Source organism: Helicobacter sp. MIT 00-7814 (genome assembly GCF_003364115.1).
Taxonomy (GTDB): domain Bacteria; phylum Campylobacterota; class Campylobacteria; order Campylobacterales; family Helicobacteraceae; genus Helicobacter_F.
On record NZ_NXLL01000002.1, the window covers coordinates 41,905 to 58,525 of the forward strand.

Annotated in this window: 15 protein-coding genes and 1 tRNA gene; 8 read left to right on the forward strand and 8 right to left on the reverse strand. The window is 43.3% G+C overall.

Features of this window, described 5'->3' with window-relative positions:
• Window positions 1-112: 112 nt before the first annotated feature.
• On the forward strand, window positions 113-1,153 hold the full coding sequence (locus CQA49_RS00965) for a YeiH family protein (RefSeq protein ID WP_258864137.1): 1,041 nt from the start codon (window positions 113-115) through the stop codon (window positions 1,151-1,153).
• A gap of 116 nt (window positions 1,154-1,269) precedes the next feature.
• Here the strand turns inward: CQA49_RS00965 and CQA49_RS00970 are convergent, their stop codons facing one another.
• The 8 genes from CQA49_RS00970 to selA all read right to left on the reverse strand — a co-directional run bounded on the left by CQA49_RS00970 (window position 1,270) and on the right by selA (window position 10,139).
• Window positions 1,270-2,124: an ATP-binding protein gene (locus CQA49_RS00970; RefSeq protein WP_115574099.1), complete on the reverse strand. Its 855-nt coding sequence runs from the start codon at window positions 2,122-2,124 to the stop codon at window positions 1,270-1,272.
• Window positions 2,125-2,330: 206 nt separating this feature from the next.
• A complete protein-coding gene (locus tag CQA49_RS00975; RefSeq protein ID WP_309544432.1) occupies window positions 2,331-3,650 on the reverse strand; it encodes an asparagine synthase C-terminal domain-containing protein in 1,320 nt (439 codons plus the stop codon).
• Complete coding sequence (locus tag CQA49_RS00980; protein ID WP_115574101.1) at window positions 3,589-4,242, reverse strand: asparagine synthetase B; 654 nt, start codon at window positions 4,240-4,242, stop codon at window positions 3,589-3,591. Before CQA49_RS00980 ends, CQA49_RS00975 begins: the two co-directional genes overlap by 62 nt.
• Window positions 4,243-4,430: 188 nt before the next feature.
• On the reverse strand, window positions 4,431-5,708 hold the full coding sequence (eis, locus tag CQA49_RS00985; RefSeq protein WP_115574102.1) for an enhanced intracellular survival protein Eis: 1,278 nt from the start codon (window positions 5,706-5,708) through the stop codon (window positions 4,431-4,433).
• Between the two features lie 19 nt (window positions 5,709-5,727).
• Window positions 5,728-6,681 (reverse strand): AraC family transcriptional regulator, encoded by a 954-nt coding sequence (locus CQA49_RS00990; protein WP_115574103.1) that lies wholly within the window; start codon window positions 6,679-6,681, stop codon window positions 5,728-5,730.
• Window positions 6,682-6,690: 9 nt separating this feature from the next.
• Window positions 6,691-8,346 (reverse strand): phosphoribosylglycinamide formyltransferase, encoded by a 1,656-nt coding sequence (gene purN, locus CQA49_RS00995; RefSeq protein ID WP_115574104.1) that lies wholly within the window; start codon window positions 8,344-8,346, stop codon window positions 6,691-6,693.
• Window positions 8,343-8,573: a hypothetical protein gene (locus CQA49_RS01000; RefSeq protein WP_115574105.1), complete on the reverse strand. Its 231-nt coding sequence runs from the start codon at window positions 8,571-8,573 to the stop codon at window positions 8,343-8,345. The genes purN and CQA49_RS01000 overlap by 4 nt, the downstream gene beginning before the upstream one ends.
• A 99-nt stretch (window positions 8,574-8,672) precedes the next feature.
• Window positions 8,673-10,139 (reverse strand): L-seryl-tRNA(Sec) selenium transferase, encoded by a 1,467-nt coding sequence (gene selA / locus CQA49_RS01005; protein ID WP_115574106.1) that lies wholly within the window; start codon window positions 10,137-10,139, stop codon window positions 8,673-8,675.
• Between the two features lie 104 nt (window positions 10,140-10,243).
• Between selA and CQA49_RS01010 the strand changes: the two genes are divergently transcribed.
• The 7 genes from CQA49_RS01010 to ffh all read left to right on the forward strand — a co-directional run bounded on the left by CQA49_RS01010 (window position 10,244) and on the right by ffh (window position 16,562).
• Window positions 10,244-10,341: transfer RNA gene (locus CQA49_RS01010), tRNA-Sec, on the forward strand.
• A 38-nt stretch (window positions 10,342-10,379) separates the two neighbouring features.
• The gene (gene fliQ, locus CQA49_RS01015; RefSeq protein WP_066387492.1) at window positions 10,380-10,646 is read left to right on the forward strand and encodes a flagellar biosynthesis protein FliQ; all 267 of its coding nucleotides are present in this window, start codon (window positions 10,380-10,382) and stop codon (window positions 10,644-10,646) included.
• Complete coding sequence (locus tag CQA49_RS01020) at window positions 10,647-11,486, forward strand: UDP-N-acetylmuramate dehydrogenase (protein WP_115574107.1); 840 nt, start codon at window positions 10,647-10,649, stop codon at window positions 11,484-11,486.
• A gap of 83 nt (window positions 11,487-11,569) precedes the next feature.
• Window positions 11,570-12,685 (forward strand): glycosyltransferase family 2 protein, encoded by a 1,116-nt coding sequence (locus CQA49_RS01025; RefSeq protein WP_115574108.1) that lies wholly within the window; start codon window positions 11,570-11,572, stop codon window positions 12,683-12,685.
• 212 nt (window positions 12,686-12,897) lie between these two features.
• A complete protein-coding gene (locus tag CQA49_RS01030; RefSeq protein WP_115574109.1) occupies window positions 12,898-14,733 on the forward strand; it encodes a glucosyltransferase domain-containing protein in 1,836 nt (611 codons plus the stop codon).
• Between the two features lie 56 nt (window positions 14,734-14,789).
• Entirely contained in the window at window positions 14,790-15,188 is a 399-nt protein-coding gene (locus CQA49_RS01035) for a GtrA family protein (protein WP_258864138.1), read from the forward strand.
• 24 nt (window positions 15,189-15,212) lie between these two features.
• Window positions 15,213-16,562 (forward strand): signal recognition particle protein, encoded by a 1,350-nt coding sequence (ffh, locus tag CQA49_RS01040; RefSeq protein WP_115574111.1) that lies wholly within the window; start codon window positions 15,213-15,215, stop codon window positions 16,560-16,562.
• Window positions 16,563-16,621 lie beyond the last annotated feature (59 nt).

Sequence of the window (16,621 nt, forward strand, 5' to 3'; positions counted from 1 at the left end):
GATTGCAAGTTTTTGGTTGCAAATTTTTAGGATTTTGCGCGCGATTATAGCAGATTTTGCGCGTGATTGGCTACAATGCCAGATTTAAGAAAATTCAAAAAAAGTAGGAAAAATGAGTGGATTTAGTAAATTTTTTCACGCGTTGCATATTATGAAAGAGGGCGCAAAAAGCGCATTTTGGGGCATTTCCTTGACGCTTATCTTAAGCCTTGCAAGCCTTTATATCGCTACAATCCCGCAAGTGGCGCAATATCACATCTCCGCGCTCATCATTGGCATTTTGCTTGGCATTGTCTTTTCGCCATTGTATGCAAGCACGCGCGCGCAGTGCGAGTTTGGGATAAATTTCAGCGCGAAGAGATTGTTGCGCCTTGGCATCGTGCTGTATGGACTGCGCGTAAGCGTTGATGGGCTTATGAGCGTGGGGCTACATGGCGTGCTTATAAGCGTGCTTGTCGTTGTTGGAATCTTAGTTCTTGGCGTGTTTGTGGGCGTGAAGATTCTGAAAATGGATAAGGAGTTGGCACTTTTGATAAGTTCAGGGAGCGCGATTTGCGGTGCTGCGGCAGTCTTGGCTGTGGAATCTGCCATAAAATCCGCCCCGCATAAAAGTATCATCGCGCTTGCGTGCGTGGTGCTTTTTGGGCTTGTGGGAATGTTTGCCTATCCGCTGGTGCATTCTTTGAGCGATTTGGGGCTAAGCGAAAGTCAGTGGGGTATGTATATCGGCGCGAGTTTGCATGAAGTGGCAAATGTCGTGGGCGCTGGGAGCGCGCTAAGCGATGAGGGAAGCGCTGTTGCGGTGATTATCAAAATGATACGCGTGCTGTTGCTTATCCCTGTGCTACTGCTTATACCGCTATTTTTTTCAAGCACAGATGCGGGTAAATCGCGCAAATTACATATCCCATATTTTGCTTTTGGATTTTTAGCAATGGTGGTGCTAAACTCTGTTATTTCCTTGCCTGCGCAGGTTGTGGAGTTTTTTAACACGCTTTGTGTGCTGTGCTTGAGTATGGCGATGAGTGCGCTAGGCTTGCAAATTGATTTTAAAAAGTTCGCAAATTTTGGTGCGCAAGCTTTTGTGTTGGCGTTGATACTTTTTGTCGCGCTTATTATTGGTGGCTATGTCCTTGTACGCGTGATTGCGTAGGGGATTATTGAGAGGAAAAAGAAAGGTAGATTCTCAAATTTTCAAAGAGAATCCGCACGCACAAAATATACATAATCTTGCGCGCAAAGAGTTTGTATGAAAAAGCGTGCCAAAAGCTATTTTAGCTCAACTTTTAGCACCTTGTTTTCGAGCATTTTTGGGATATAAAGCGTGTTTTTATCCACAAAGAAATCCGCCGGACCTTGCAGAAATGGAAGTTCTAGCGCGCTTACTTTGCCTTTGCTTATGCGATAAATCACACCTTGCAGATTCTCGCCCCATGAGCTTACCAAAATATCGCCATTTTCAAGCACTGCAACGCCATCATACGCGCCTTTTGTCTCAAGCAAAGTCTCAAGCTTTTTGCTCGCCAGATTTAGGCGCACAACCTTGCCGCCACTCACGCCATCTGGGTGATAGCCCGCGATGATGAGCGCGTTATTTTGCTTGTCAATCGCTAGCCCATTGCCGCCGCCAAACTCGCTCAAATCAAGCTTATAAAACTCCTCGATTGCGTTGTTTGTAAGGTTAATTTTATGTATTATCCCCGTGCCAGTGTCGCTTATCAGCAAAGTTTTAGAATCTAGCACAGCGATATCATTCAAAAACACCGCGCCACTTATTGGAAGCTTTAAGCTTTGCTTTTTGCTATTGACATCAAAGGCGTAAAGCGTGTCAATATCCACAACAAATAGGCGATTATCAAGCCTTGCCATGCCTTTTGGGGCGTTGAGATTCTGTATGAACGCGCGCTCAATGAACTTGCCATTTTTATCAAGCTTTGAGATAAAGCCATCATTATCTTTTGCTAGAGGCTCGGGCTTTGCGCCAATATTGCTGACATAGATAAAGTTAGAATCCACAAACACGCTCTCCGGCGCGCCAAAACCTTCTAAATCCTTAGTCTCATTTGCCAGCGCTTGAGCACAGCACAAACTAACTCCTAAAACTACACCTGTGAAAAACTTCATTTTGTCTCCTTTGGAATAAAATTGAGCCAGAAGTATAGAAAAAAGCGCGCGATGAATGTGCTAGTTATTTGGGGAAAAATACAAGTTTTTTGATTTGTTTTTATAAGATCGTGCAGCAAGAACAACTCTATATTTTACAGCCTTAATAATATAAACAGGTTGCTAAAATTAAGTATAAATAACAAAATAGAGAATATAAAAGGCAGTTAGAATCTAACTGCCTTTTTAAGTGATTTTTCCCAAATATATGGATTAAGCTCGCACCATACTTTTTCGCCGATATGAAACGAATTTACCTTACCAGAGCATATATCCATAACTTCTTGTTGTGTTTGCTTAGGATTCTCCACCAGCGCACATTGCAAAAAGTCTTGCGAATGCACTAAATCTAGCGCCCATTCTTTCAAGCCATTATGCTTTTTATCTCGCTGAAGCCATTGGATTATAGGCGAGTTGAAGCCTATTTTGCTTTTGCGCCAAGTGACATTGCTTGGCATGAAACTATCCACACTATCGCGAATAAGCCGCTTAGTGTATCCGCCGCCAAACTTATATGAAAAGGGTAGAGAAAACACAAACTCCACCAGCCTGTGATCCATAAAAGGCATACGAATTTCTACGCCATTTATCATGGAATATCTATCATAGTTTCTAAGTAGCGTTGGTAAAATAGTCTCATAAAAAATACCATAAAGCTGTTGACTAAAATGATCCATTTTTTTGAAATTAGGATGATTGGCATCCCTGCTGTGCTTGAGCTTGTAGCCTGTTAGCTTTTTTATAGCCATTTTTGTTAAAAATCTCGCTCCTTCTTTAAAAAGAGGTAATTTACTAGATTTTACTTCGCGCGTTTCATTAAGTGTATTTAGCACATTTGCAATCATTTTGGGGTTAAACTTACAATCCCACAAAGCCTCTATCAAATGACCATATCCGCTAAAAAGCTCATCTGCTCCATGTCCATCAAGCGTGACGCTTACACCGCGTGATTTTACCGCGCCATAAGTTGCTATCATGGGAATTGGACTTGTGATATACACATCTTCAAAAAGATAAAAATACTCCTCCAATCTATCCCAAAACTCAAGCGGATTTATCTCTAAAAAATCTGCCTTGATACCTATATAATCCACCACTGCGCGCGCATATTCACTCTCATCAAGAGGCGTATCTTTGAAGCAAGCCACAAAAGCATGCTGCCAATCTTTTGTATATTTATCGGGTGTTTGTTTGGCAATATGCGCCATCGCACATATTGTAGAGCTAGAATCTAGCCCGCCACTTAGTGCCGTGCCAATAGGCACATCTGAACGCATCCGCAAATGCACCGCATCCAAAAATAGCTCTCTAAAATGCTCTATCGCATCGCTATATTTTGGCGCGCTTACAAGATGATCTAAAATATTGTAATATCTGATAAATTGCAGGGTTGGCGTGGCGTTGGAAGATTTGTGTTTTGAAGGTTCATAATATGCAAAATGCGAGTGAGGAAAGCGCTCTATCCCATTGATAAGTGCCCCCCCCATTTTCATAGGCAAAAATATTATAAATACTTACCATGCCCACAAAATCTTTTGCGGGTTTAAGCTCTTTTAGATATGGATAAATCGCTTTCATCTCAGAAGCAAATACAAACTGCACACCATACTCATTTTTTACAAAAGCATAAAACAGCGGCTTTTTGCCAAACCTATCGCGCGCTAAGAAAAGTCGCTTCCTCTTGTGATCCCAAATGCCAAGCGCCCACATTCCATTGAAGCGATTTAGGCATTTTTCACCCCATTGCGAAAAGCTTGCCACCACCACTTCTGTATCAGAATGCGTGCGGAATCTATGCCCTAATTTTTCTAGCTCTTTTCTTAGCTCGATAAAATTATACACCTCGCCATTAAAAACTATGCTATATCGCCCACCACCTACAGATTCTGGTACTTGATAGTGCATAGGTTGGCTGGCATTATGACTAAGATCGACGATTGACAATCGCCGATGCCCCAAGCTAATATCCTCATCAATATATATCCCAAAATCATCTGGACCCCTATGGGCTAGAGTATGAAGCGATTTGGCGAAATCATGCTCATTTGTCGCTGGGATGCTTCCAAGTATGCCACACATAATAATCCTTTAGATTGTAAAATTTTAAGGTTTGGATTATAGCATTAATGATTAAGGTTGTGAAAGAAAATATTTTTATGGATTTGAAAAATAACAGCTATTTTAAGAGAATTGGTTTAAGTAAGTGTGCTGAGTTTTATCTCATAGATAAAGTGAATATTAAGGTTTAAGTGCATAAATATTAACTTTTAAAAATAATCACTAAAATAAGGCTTAGCGCGTGGAATGATAGATTCTAGCAAATTTATCATATCTTGCGAGGCTTCAAGGCGCTTGATTTTAGCGAGATAGCTTGGGCGTTTATAGCCAAAAAACATCGTTGTGAGCGTTTGTATATCAGTTTTAACGCTTGGGATTCTTTCATTCTTTGCCTGCGAGTGTATTTGCATAGAATCTAGCTCCTGCGCAGATTCTAGCACCTTAAGCTCCACTTTTTGCGCGCTAAAATTTAGCACAAACACGCGGTTATTCCACTCTAGCAAAGGGTCTTTGATGATAAAAGCAAAAATATGCCCCCTAGATTCCGCATCTAGCGCGAATGGATAATCCCTCAAAAACTGCTCAATATCCACAATGCGCCCCATAAAATAGGGCTGGATACTCTCCTTGATATGCCCATCTTCGAGCAAAAACGCCAGCGTGTTGTTGCTAAAATTATTCCCCTCAACCTTATCAAACATCGATTTATGCGCATTGACATAGCCCCAAAGCCCGCGCCGCGCCTCCTCGTTGCAATAAAGCATTTCCTTAATCTTAAACACATCATCTTCAAGCAAATACGCGATATAGCCCTGTGGCACATCGTTTTTATCATAATACAGCGCGACCATCTCATCATCGCTATCCCAGCGCCAATACTCGTCCCACGCGAGCTTATCGCGCACCAGCGCGCCATGCGTGGATTTGGCAAATCTATCATACAGCGCGATTAACTCCTCGTCATCATCGCGCTCAATGCGCCGTATCATGCCATTTTGCGCGCTTATATTTGGCAGCTGATGGTCTTTGATGCTAAAAGTCATCTTATCGCTGATAATCTCCCAGCCACGCGAGCGATAATAAGGAATCGAGTAGGGATAAAGGCAAGAAATGCTCTGCTTTTGCGTGCGCATAATGCTTAAAGTCTCCTTCATCAAATCCGCCATAAGCCCCATGCCAGAATACTCTGGATAAGTCGCCACGCCTGTAATCCCGCCCATCTCAAAAATGCGATTGTGGATATTCATTTTCATCGAATACAGCGCGATTTGCGAGATGAGCTTATCTTTGTCAAACCAGCCCAGCACGCGCGCATTTTGCAAAATCGGATATTTCGCCTGCTTGATACTCTCCGCATTGTAGCCAAGCTCTGAAAGCACGCTATCCGTCACTTGAAACGCATAGCGTAAAAGGGCGTTAAACTGCTCGATATGCGTGGTATCAAGCGTTTTCATCGTAAGCTTTGTGCGTAAATTTTGCCTTGTCATGCAAGTCCTTTTGTATCCCTTAGGCTTTTTGCAACGATTTTTGATACTGCTTTGGCGTTTGGTTAAACTGCTCTTTGAAGCGCGCGATAAACCACGCAGGCGAGCTGAAGCCACAATCACTGCAAATTTCATTCACATTTTTATCCGCATATTGAAGCAAAAATCGCGCCTTTAAAAGACGTTTTTCATCAAGCCATTTTTTGGGCGAAACCTTAAAATACTGCTTAAACTCGCGCGAAAAGCTCGCATTATCCAGCCGTGCGAACTTCGCCATCTCCGCAACGCTCAAAAACTCCTGCTCGCAATATGCAAAAAGCTCGCCAAGCCCAAGCCTCGTAGCCGCGAACAACTCGCGGATGAAGCCCAAAAATGTTGGATTCTTGCTTAGTGCCAAATGCAAAAACAGCTCCTCAAATTTTAGCTCAATCATCGGCTCCAAATAGCGCGTGTTGTATTCAAAATGCGCGCTAAAGCCCTCGATTATGCCCTGCAGTGCGGGGTCAGAGATTACGCCAGTTTCTTGATTATCCGCAGTTTGGATTCTATGCGCAGTGGTTTTGCCTTGCGGATTCTCATTTTTTGCCATATTTTTTGGAATCTCGCGCGCCTTTATCGCCTCTAGCGGCAGCAAATCCTTATGTTTGTGGGCAAGCGCGGTTAAAAGCGGGGCGTTAAAAAAGAACAAATACGCCTCATAAAGCCCGTGCGCAGTGATATTGCTAAGCGTGTAGCTCCCAGCTTTTAACAGCGTGCATTCGCCCTTTGTTAGGTGCAATTCCTGCGTGCCATTGTGAAAAATCTTTTCACCATTTCGCACAAAAATTAGCACATGCTCTTGCATAAAAACAGGCAGGCGGTGGCTGCTATCACTTTGCTGATAGCGCGCAAAGGTGCAACGCCCAAGCGTGTGAATCTGCAGATTTTGTTCGCTTGAGTTTGGGAAAAATCCTAAATCATTTGGAAGATAGAGCATTTGCAAATCCTAATTTTGCGCGCTATTTGCGCAAGTGTTTTTAATCCAAAGCAAAATATCTTGCAAGACTTTTTTCTTGCAAAAATCATTCAAAATCTCATGCCTCGCATCATTGTAGAGGATAAGTTGCGTGTTTTGGTAGCCTTTTTCTTGCAAAAATATTTGCAGTTTTTCCACGCCCTTACCAAAATCCCCGCACGCATCGTCTCGCCCGCTGATGATAAGCACAGGAAAGCGCGGATTTTTGGGAGGTTGCAACGCACCATAAACGCGCTTTAACCCACCAAAAAGGTTGATAAAGCTTTGCGTTGTGAAAATAAAACCGCATTTTTTGTCATTCTCATACGCGCTCACCACGCTTTTATCGCTACATAGCCACGCGTAGGGACTGCCTTCTGCGCGGAATTTCGCATTAAATCCACCAAAAGATAAGGTGTTGAGAATCTTTGCACCAAAATCCCTTGCGCCAATAGCGTGAAAAAACTTGCCAAGCGCAATGCCAAGCGATGAAAGCGGATTGTAAGCCGGACTTCCGCTCAAAATTAACCCGATCACAGAATCTTCATACAAACTCACATAGCGGCGTGATAGCAATGAGCCCATAGAATGCCCAAGTAGCACGATTTGCGCGTGCGGATAGAGGGAGTGCAAAAGGCGATTAAACGCGTGCATATCCTGCACGGCGCGCTCAAATCCTTGCTCGCCCATTTCGCCAAGTGAGGTGATGGGATTTGTAGATTCTGCGCTGTTGGCGTTTGCGGGGCTTACTTCTTTAGATATATCGCGTCCCATCGCAGATTGTGCGCTTATGCTATCGCCATGCCCGCGGTGATCGTTGATTGCTACGATGTAGCCATTTTGCGCTAGTTCGCGCGCCACCCACTCAAAGCGCCCTCTGTGCTCGACCATGCCATGCGCGATTTGGATAATGATATTTGCGCCACTTGCGCCAGAATCTGGCTCATAAATGTCATACACCACCGCGCCAAAGTCTGATTGAAAGCTTCCGCTTGTTTTTGTTGTCTTTGATTTTTTATGAGAATCCGCGCAGTGGGAATATGGAGGGGCTGGGCGCAGACTAAGCGCGCGCAAAATAGCCTTTGGGAAAAGCTCGTATTCTAGCTTGTGGATTCTTGCCTCAAACTCTGCGAGGCTCTCACCTTGGATTTTTGGCAACTTTTCTTGCAAAATAATTTCCCCAGAATCTAGCTCCTCGCTCACCCAATGCACACTCACACCGCCAAAATCCTCATTTGATTGAAAGCTTTGCTCTATGGCGTGCGCGCCCTTATGCAGGGGCAAAAACGAAGGGTGGATATTGAGCGCTTTTAAATGCGTAGTAAAATAGGGCGTTAAGATTCTCATAAATCCGCTAAGCACGCATAAATCCGGCTTGAAAGTCTCAATTTGCGCAACTAATTCTTTATCAAACTCTTCGCGCGCTTTCCCCTTGCTAGGGATCACCACGCATTCAATCCCGCGTTCTTCCACGCGCTCAATCCCTTTGGCTTGCGGGTTATTGCAAAAACACGCGCTAATGCAAATCCTGCGCGCCACATTTTGAGAATCCAAAAACTCTTTGTTGTGAAGCTTGTCGATGAGGTTTAGCATATTTGTGCCATTCCCGCTGAAAAGCACCACGAGGCGCAATGTGCTTTGACTCATTTTGTAAAAAGATCCGCTCTTTTTTGGCGCAAGAGATTGATTGTCTCAATAATCTCATCAATCCCATAGGGCGCATTTTCATCAAAGCTCTCATCATCAAGTAGCGCCTCATACGCTTCTAGTGCCTCTTGTATTTTGTCTTTTTTTACCCCCGCAAAATACAGCGCCGCACCCAAACTATCAACAAGCTGTTCGGCAAGCTCTTGGAGTGAAAAATCTGATTCCATAATTTTGTCCTTTTTAAAATCTCTGCGCGAGAATAAATCCCACTTGCGCGCGTATTGTAGCATTTTTTGACTGAATAAGGTTTTGAAAAGATTTAGCGCTTAAAACTTTGCATTTTTATTTTTTGCGTGATGTGTGGAATCTAAGCTTTCCAAGGCTTCAAAAATGCGCATTTCGTCATTATCTAAAAGCGTGCGCATATCACACAGCACTTTGTCTGCGATAATGCGCGTAATAATGCTAAAATCCCTTCGCAAGCGTTCTTCTAACTGCGCGCAAGAAAAAGCCTTCGCACTTATCGCAATGCCATAGCTTTCAAACTTCATATCCGGCAAACTCCCGCCACCTGAGAGAGAATCTACCTTTTTAACCTCAAAATCATACGCAGATTCCAAAGGGCGCAATATTTTCAAAAACTGCTGCGCGCGAGACAAAAGAGAATCCGGGGAGATTCTAAGCATGCGAAGTGTGGGGATTGCATCAAAATCATTTTGCAAATACGCTTCTAAACTTGCTTGCAAGACGCCTAAGCACAGCTTATCCACGCGCAAGGCACGTAAAAGCTGATTTTTTTTCAACCTTTCAATAAGCTCTTTTTTACCCGCGATAATGCCAGCCTGCGCGCTTCCAAAGAGTTTATCCCCACTAAAGCTAAGTAATGATGGGGGTGCGCTAAAAATTTCTTTCAAACTTGGCTCTTGCGAGTTTTCGCTCGTGTAATGCGCGTGGGGCAGGGATTCTAGCCCGCTTACATATCCGCTTCCTAAATCATAATAATCAATCATGCCTTCCCTTTGCGCGAGCGCGCTTAAGTCTTTCATCGCCACTTCCGCGCAGAATCCAATCTGTGAAAAATTGCTCTTATGCGCCTTTAAAATCATCGCACATTCCGCACTTAGCGCATTTTCATAATCGCTTAAATGCGTTTTATTTGTCGCGCCAACTTCAAGTAGTTCGCAACCCGCTTGCTTCATCACTTCTGGGATTCTAAAGCCCCCGCCAATTTCTACTAATTCCCCGCGCGAGATAAGCACTTTTTTATTTTTCGCAAAAGTCTGCAGGATTAAAAGCACCGCTGCGGCGTTATTATTCACCACCAAAAATTCATAGTCTGTTTGGAAAAGCGCCTGAAAAAGCGCATTTGCGTGCGTGTAGCGACTTGAGCGCGCGCCTTTGTCTAGGTCGTATTCAAGCGTGCAATAGCGCGTGAGAAGTGGCAATAGTTTTTGTGCCACTTGTTGGCTAAGCACGCTACGCCCGAGGTTTGTTTGTAGCACCACACCGCTGGCATTCACCACAGGAATGAGTGTGGGAGTGAAAAGCGCGTTATAGGCGTTTTGTATCGTTGTTGGAATATTGCGGATTTTTTCTTGTATTTGCGCTACTGCGTGAGAATCTAGCGTGCTTTGCGCGTGAGATTCTATGAGATTCTGGATTTCTTCTCGGAGCTCTTGCAAATGCTTTGAAATAAGTGGCTTTAAAAGGGTTTTGTTTGCCTTTGCAAAATTTTTATGATTAAGGAGTGTATCCATCTTTGGCAGGGCTTGAAACAATTCTTGTGCGTGCATAACTTACACCTTTATTTTTTGTGATTTTTTGGCTGTTTAGAAAGTTTGATTATAACGCATAAAGTTATTTTTAACTGCAATAGCTTATAATACGCGCGGTTTTTGGGAGGCAAGTGTAGCTGGTGCGCACCTTAGGCTTCAAACCTAATGTAGGGCTAGATGACTAGTCCTTGGGGAGTTCGATTCTCTCGCCTTCTCGCCAAATCCTAAAATTTCTAAACTCTTAAAAAGGCGCAAATTATGGAATCTCAACTTATGTCTCTTGCTGTGCAAACCTACAAGCTTACTCTTATTCTTTCCCTTCCGATGTTGCTAGCCGGGCTTATTGTGGGGCTTTTGGTGAGTATTTTTCAAGCCACCACGCAGATTAATGAAATGACTTTAAGCTTCGTCCCAAAGATCCTTGCTGTCGTGGCTGTGATTATTTTTACGATGCCTTGGATGATTAGCATGATTACAGATTATGCGACGATGCTTATAAATATGATTCCAGATGTGAAATTTTAAGTGCAGACGCGCCTTATTGATTTTTCAAAATATTCTAGCTTGCGGATTGGCGCGCCCATAGAAGTGCATCTTATCCGCTCAAGCAAAGACGCGCAAGAATGCGTAGCGCGTGGCTTTTCTCTCATTGGAAAAGCGCAGAATCTCCTCATTTCCCCACATGCCAAAAATCTTGCAATGCTTGATAAAGAAATTTTTAGCCAAATAAGTATTGAAAGCAGAGAAAATACCACAAATGGCGCGCAAGAAAATAGCGTGCTTGTGGGTGCGGCGCTAAGTTCATCAAAAATTTTTAGTTTTTTTAAAGCACAAAATTTAGGCGGTGTGGAATTTTTGCAAGGCTTGCCCGGTTCGCTTGGGGGCATTATTAAGATGAATGCGGGGTTAAAAAGTAGCAGTGGGCAAAATTATGAAATTTGTGAAATGCTAGATTCTATCAATATCAATGGCGAGTGGATAGACGCGGAAAAAATCCCTTTTAGCTATCGTTCTAGTGGGATTAGCGGGGTGATTTTGCAAGCGTGCCTTAAAAAAATACAAGGCTTTAATGACGCGCTTAGCAAGGATTTTCTAGCTATCCGCGCCAAACACCCAAAAATGCCCAGCTGTGGGAGTTGCTTTAAGAATCCAAAGGGCGATTTTGCCGGTAGGCTTTTAGAATCTGTAGGGCTTAAGGGCTTTAGTATCGGTGGTGTGGGCTTTAGCGCGCAACATGCAAATTTTTTGGTAAATCTCGGCGGTGGGAGCTTTGAAGATGCGCTTGCTCTTATTGAGCTTGCCAAAAAGCGCGTGTTTGAGGCTTTTGGCATTATGCTTGAGTGCGAAGTGCAGATAATTTCTTAAAATCACAAGCAAAATGACTTAATAAAACCATTATTTAAAAAGTTATAGAATCCGCGCTTATTTTGAAATTTTGGAGGCAAAATATGGAGCAAAAAATAAAGCCTATCATCTCTATTGTCGTGCCTTGCTATAATGAAGAGGTTTCGCTGCCACGATTTTATGATGAAATCACAAAAGTGATGAATGAATCAAAAAGTCTGCTCGCAAGTCATAATCTTTTGCCTAAAAACGCACCATTTTACGAGCTTATCTTTGTCAATGATGGCTCAAAAGATAAGACGCTAGAGATTTTAGATTCTCTGCAAAGCAAAAATGATGGGCAAAAAAGTAGCACGCAAAAAGAATGCGAGATTGGTATATTTTCTTTTTCGCGCAATTTTGGCAAAGAAGCCGCGATTTTAGCAGGACTACAAAAAGCGCGCGGGGAGGGCGTGATACTCCTTGATGCGGATTTGCAAGATCCGCCAAATCTGATCCCAAAAATGATAAAAATCTGGCTAGATTCTAAACGCGAAATCAAAGTCATCTACGCGCGCCGCACCACACGCGCTGGAGAATCCAAAATCCGCGCGGCTTTGAGCGAGGCATTTTACAAGCTTTCAAATTGGATTTCTGAAGTAAAAATAGAATCTGGCGTGCGCGACTTCCGCCTTATGGACAGGGAGGTTATCGACGCGCTTTTAGAGATGAAAGAATATCATCGCTTTTCAAAGGCGATGTTTGCGTGGGTGGGCTTCAAGCGCGAATGCTTGGAATATGAGTATATCCCGCATTTCAAAGAAAGCTCGAGCTGGAGCTTTTGGAAGCTGTTTAAATACGCGATTGAAGGGATTGTGAGCTTTAGCACGATGCCTTTGAGAATCGCCTTTGTCATTGGCGCGCTGATTTCTATTTTTGCCGTGCTGTATGGAATCTATCGCATTGTGGATACAATAATGTATGGCAACCCGGTGCCGGGCTATCCGAGCCTTATTGTCGTCATTACCTTCATTGGCGGGATACAGCTTATGCTTTTGGGCGTGATTGGCGAGTATATCGCTAGAATCTATGAGCAAGTGAAAATGCGCCCGATTTATATTTTGGAAAATCGCGGGAGTGTGAAGGTTGCAAAAGTTGCAGATTCTAAAGAAAATGCAGAATCTGCGCTAGATTCTGATAGTCATTGCGAGCGCAACGCAGTGGAGCGTGGCAATCCATAAAGATCTTTAAGCTGCTGCACCGCGTTGCAGAATCCGCAGAATCTTATCTGCCAAAAATGGTAAAACATGAACGCGAAGCTGGAAACAAAGCGGAATTTATTTCCGCGCAGTTGGAAGCGTAGCGGAGCTCACAAGGGCTTTGCTCTTGTGAGTGATACGTTCAAAGGAATAGGAAAAGTGATACAACTTATAATAGAACAAAGGAGCTTAGTATGAATATCTTATCCCGCTCATTTAGGGAATTTAAAGTCGCCTCTTGGGCGTTTTTCCACACGCAAGGTTTTTGGAAGTATTTTCTTATCGCTTTTAGCCTTTATGGCTTGGGGATTTTGAGCCTTATCCGCGCAGATGTGTATTATATCGATGATTTAAATCGTGCGATTATCGGCTACAAGGAATGGGAGAATTTCTCGCGCTATATTAGCTGGTTTCTCTCTACCTTTATGCATATGGATTCTGTGCTCTCTGATGTTTCGCCACTTACGCAGCTTGTGGCGATTGCTTTCCTAAGCTTTGCGAGCCTTATTTTGGTATGGAGTGTGCGCGAAGTTATCTGGAAAAATGAAGATTCTAATTGGGAATCTAGCGAGATTCCATACAAAAAGCGCCTAACAGTGCTAGGCATCATCGCTTCCATTCCGCTTGGGCTTTCGCCTTACTTTTTAGAGGAGCTTTCTTTTAAATACGACTCGCCTTATATGGCGCTAAGCGTGCTTTTTAGCGTGATTCCATTTGTGTTTATCCACCACATTCGCGCGTATATCCCTATTTCGATTCTTTGTTCGCTTGGTATGTGTATGACTTATCAAGCAAGTAGCGGGATTGAAGTGATTTTGGTGCTATTTTTTGCGTTTTTGATATTTAATCAAACAAATGCTGGCGTGAAAAAGGCTTTTACTTTCATAGGTGTTTCTGCACTTAACTACATTATCGCGCTTAGCATTTTTAAGTTTTTTATCATGCATGAAAACTCGCATTCTCAAGCAAGCACTGCGATGCTAAAGGGGAGCGATTTGATAAGTGGCTTTTTGCGAAACCTTGATATGTATCTAAACTACCTTTGGAGTGACTTTGGCTTGGCAGGGGTGAAAATCTGCGTGCTGGCATTGCTTGGGTTTTTTGTCATTTCTGCGATATATCAAGCGCGGATAAATAAGATTCTCTCTCTCATCTTAGCGCTTGCGGTGCTCTGCATTGGAATCTGCCTAAGTTACGGCACTTATCTTGTGCTAGAGCAGCCGCTTACGCGCCCGCGTGCGTTTATTGGCATTGGCGTATTTGTCGCGGCTTTGAGCGTGTATGTGGTGAGCGCGTGGCGTGGCTGGGCGTATAAGCAAAAAGATCAATCCCGCACCAACTCCACGCGCTATGTTTCCCGCCCATTGCCACAAAGGGCGTTTTATATTTTGAGTGCGGTGATTGTTGGCTTTTGCTCTTGGTCGCTTGTGGTGTTTGCAAACTCCTATGGCAACGCGCTTTCACAACAAAATGAATACCAAAAATTCCGCCTAACCGTGCTTTTAAATGATTTGGTAAATGCCACGCCGCACTATGCTGACGCGGATAATTACCTTTATAGAATCAAAGGCTGGGTGACAGCATCGCCCGCGCTTGAGAACGCCTCAAAGCACTATCCGATAATGAAGCGCCTTGTGACGATTACAGATTCTAAATATTGGGTAAGAACTGCGATGAAGCACTATGGCTGGGGCGAAGTGCCTGAAGAGCAGCTGAAAACTACGCCTGAAGCAGAGGATTTTAACGCGCTCAAAGAAGATCCGCGCTGCGATCCAGCAACTGCTGGCAAACGCTTAAAACTTGTCGATAATATTTATCATAAAATCGAAGTCTATCCGCAATGCACACTGATTGAGTTTAAAGGCAAGGAACGCTATATCCACACATTTGATAAGGAAGTGACAAAGGACTTTGAAGAGCGCTTGAATGCGGGGAACGAAGATCCTACGCTAGATTCCCCAACGCAAGAAAATGCGCTAGAATCTAAAGAATCTAACATAGATTCTAAGCCCGCGCCACACGCCAAATAGAGCGAAATAAAATGAAGTAGCAGAGCCAAAATGCGAGAATCTAAATGAGCCAAAAATTGTCAAAACAAAAATTGCAAGTGCTTTTGTCGCATTCTGCCGTGCGCTATGGACTTGTGGGCGTGGCAAATACGATTGTAGGGCTTGGGTTTAGTTTTTTTCTTGTTTTTATTGGTGTTTTGCCCGAGCTTGCAAACACGCTTGGAATCATCGCTGGCATGATAAATTCCTACTTTCTTAACAAGCGCTTTACTTTCAAATCGCAAAATTCCCATAAAAGTGATTTTGTGAGATTCTGCATTGCGATGGGGATTTCTTACGCGGTAAATATGCTTATTTTTACGCTCAGTTTCCGCATTTTGGGGATTAATGAATATATTTCTATTCTTATCGCCAGCGTGGCTTACACCATCACAGGCTATCTTATCAGCCGATTTTGGGCGTTTAAGCAAAGGTAATAAATCAAAATTTAAGGAGCAAACTTGTTTGACACGCTAACGCAATCATTTAAAAATGTCGCGAATAAAATTCGCTTTAGCGATGATGAAAGAGCGCTAAAAAGCGCGCTGGAGGAGTTAAAGAGAATCTTACTGCGCAATGATGTCTATCACAAAGCCACAAAAGAGATTTTGCAATCTGTGGAATCTAAGACAAAGGCGCAGGGCATTGGCAAGCAGAGCTTTAATAAGGCGCTAGAGCAGAGCCTGCTTGAGATTTTGCACACTTCAAAGCATTATGGTTTTACCTACGCGCCCACACCGCCTACGATTATTTTGATGATGGGTTTGCAAGGAAGCGGGAAAACCACCACCACCGCAAAGCTTGCAAACTATCTCAAAAGTCGCGGAAAAAAAGTTTTGATGGCGGCGTGCGATTTGCAACGTTTGGCTGCTGTGGAGCAACTCAAGCAATTAGGGCAAAGCATAGAAGTAGAAGTTTTTGCGCCCACGCAAGAGAATCTAAATGCGCCAAAAGTGGCTTTAGAAGTGGCTAAAGAGGCTAAGCAAAAGGCTATCAGCGGGCATTTTGATGTGCTTTTGATTGATACAGCTGGGCGCTTGGCGATAGATTCTGAATTAATGGAGGAGCTAAGCGCGATTAAAAAATCCATAAATCCCACAGAGTGCTTTTATGTGGCAGATTCTCTCGTGGGACAGGAGGGCGTGAAAACAGCCGCGCTTTTTAATGAAAAAATAGGCATTGATGGCGTGATTTTGACAAAATTTGATAGCGATTCAAAAGGTGGTATCGCGCTTTCTGTGGCGTTTCAAATCGGCGTGCCATTGCGCTTTATTGGAAGTGGTGAGAAGGTGGCGGATTTGGATATTTTCTTGCCAGAACGCATTGTCTCGCGCCTTATGGGAGCGGGAGATATCGCCTCATTGGCAGAAAAAACCGCAAGTGTGATTGATGAAAAAGAAGCAAAAAATATCACTAAAAAGCTCAAAAAAGGGCAATTTAGCTTTGAAGATTTTTTAAATCAAATTGAAAACATTAAAAAACTAGGCTCGATGAGCTCGATTGTCTCAATGATCCCGGGGCTTGGGAATATGGCAAGTGCGCTGAAAAATGTGGATTTGGATAATTCAAGCGAGATAAAAAATATCCGCGCGATGGTGAATTCTATGACGCCAAAAGAGCGCGCTAACCCAGATTTACTCAATGGCTCAAGGCGCAAAAGGATAGCACAAGGTAGTGGGCTTGATGTCGCGAGTATAAATCGCATTGTCAAGCAGTTTGATAATGCTGCAAAAATGGCAAAGAGAATGAGCCAAAAAGGCGGTATGCAGGACTTTATGAGCATGCTTGGAAATGCAAAATTCCCACGATGAGCCAAAATAAAGCTTTTTTAAGCAAAGAATCTTTATAATTGCCCGCTTAATTGACATAT

Coding starts and splice junctions, on each gene's coding strand:
- CQA49_RS01030 (WP_115574109.1), top strand. CDS start 12,898: ATGAATATCTTATCCCGCTCATTTAGGGAATTTAAAGTCGCCTCTTGG.
- CQA49_RS00990 (WP_115574103.1), bottom strand. CDS start 6,681: ATGCTCTATCTTCCAAATGATTTAGGATTTTTCCCAAACTCAAGCGAA.
- CQA49_RS01000 (WP_115574105.1), bottom strand. CDS start 8,573: ATGGAATCAGATTTTTCACTCCAAGAGCTTGCCGAACAGCTTGTTGAT.
- CQA49_RS00965 (WP_258864137.1), top strand. CDS start 113: ATGAGTGGATTTAGTAAATTTTTTCACGCGTTGCATATTATGAAAGAG.
- CQA49_RS00970 (WP_115574099.1), bottom strand. CDS start 2,124: ATGAAGTTTTTCACAGGTGTAGTTTTAGGAGTTAGTTTGTGCTGTGCT.
- purN (WP_115574104.1), bottom strand. CDS start 8,346: ATGAGTCAAAGCACATTGCGCCTCGTGGTGCTTTTCAGCGGGAATGGC.
- eis (WP_115574102.1), bottom strand. CDS start 5,708: ATGACAAGGCAAAATTTACGCACAAAGCTTACGATGAAAACGCTTGAT.
- selA (WP_115574106.1), bottom strand. CDS start 10,139: ATGCACGCACAAGAATTGTTTCAAGCCCTGCCAAAGATGGATACACTC.
- CQA49_RS01025 (WP_115574108.1), top strand. CDS start 11,570: ATGGAGCAAAAAATAAAGCCTATCATCTCTATTGTCGTGCCTTGCTAT.
- CQA49_RS00980 (WP_115574101.1), bottom strand. CDS start 4,242: ATGTGTGGCATACTTGGAAGCATCCCAGCGACAAATGAGCATGATTTC.
- CQA49_RS00975 (WP_309544432.1), bottom strand. CDS start 3,650: ATGGGGGGGGCACTTATCAATGGGATAGAGCGCTTTCCTCACTCGCAT.
- fliQ (WP_066387492.1), top strand. CDS start 10,380: ATGGAATCTCAACTTATGTCTCTTGCTGTGCAAACCTACAAGCTTACT.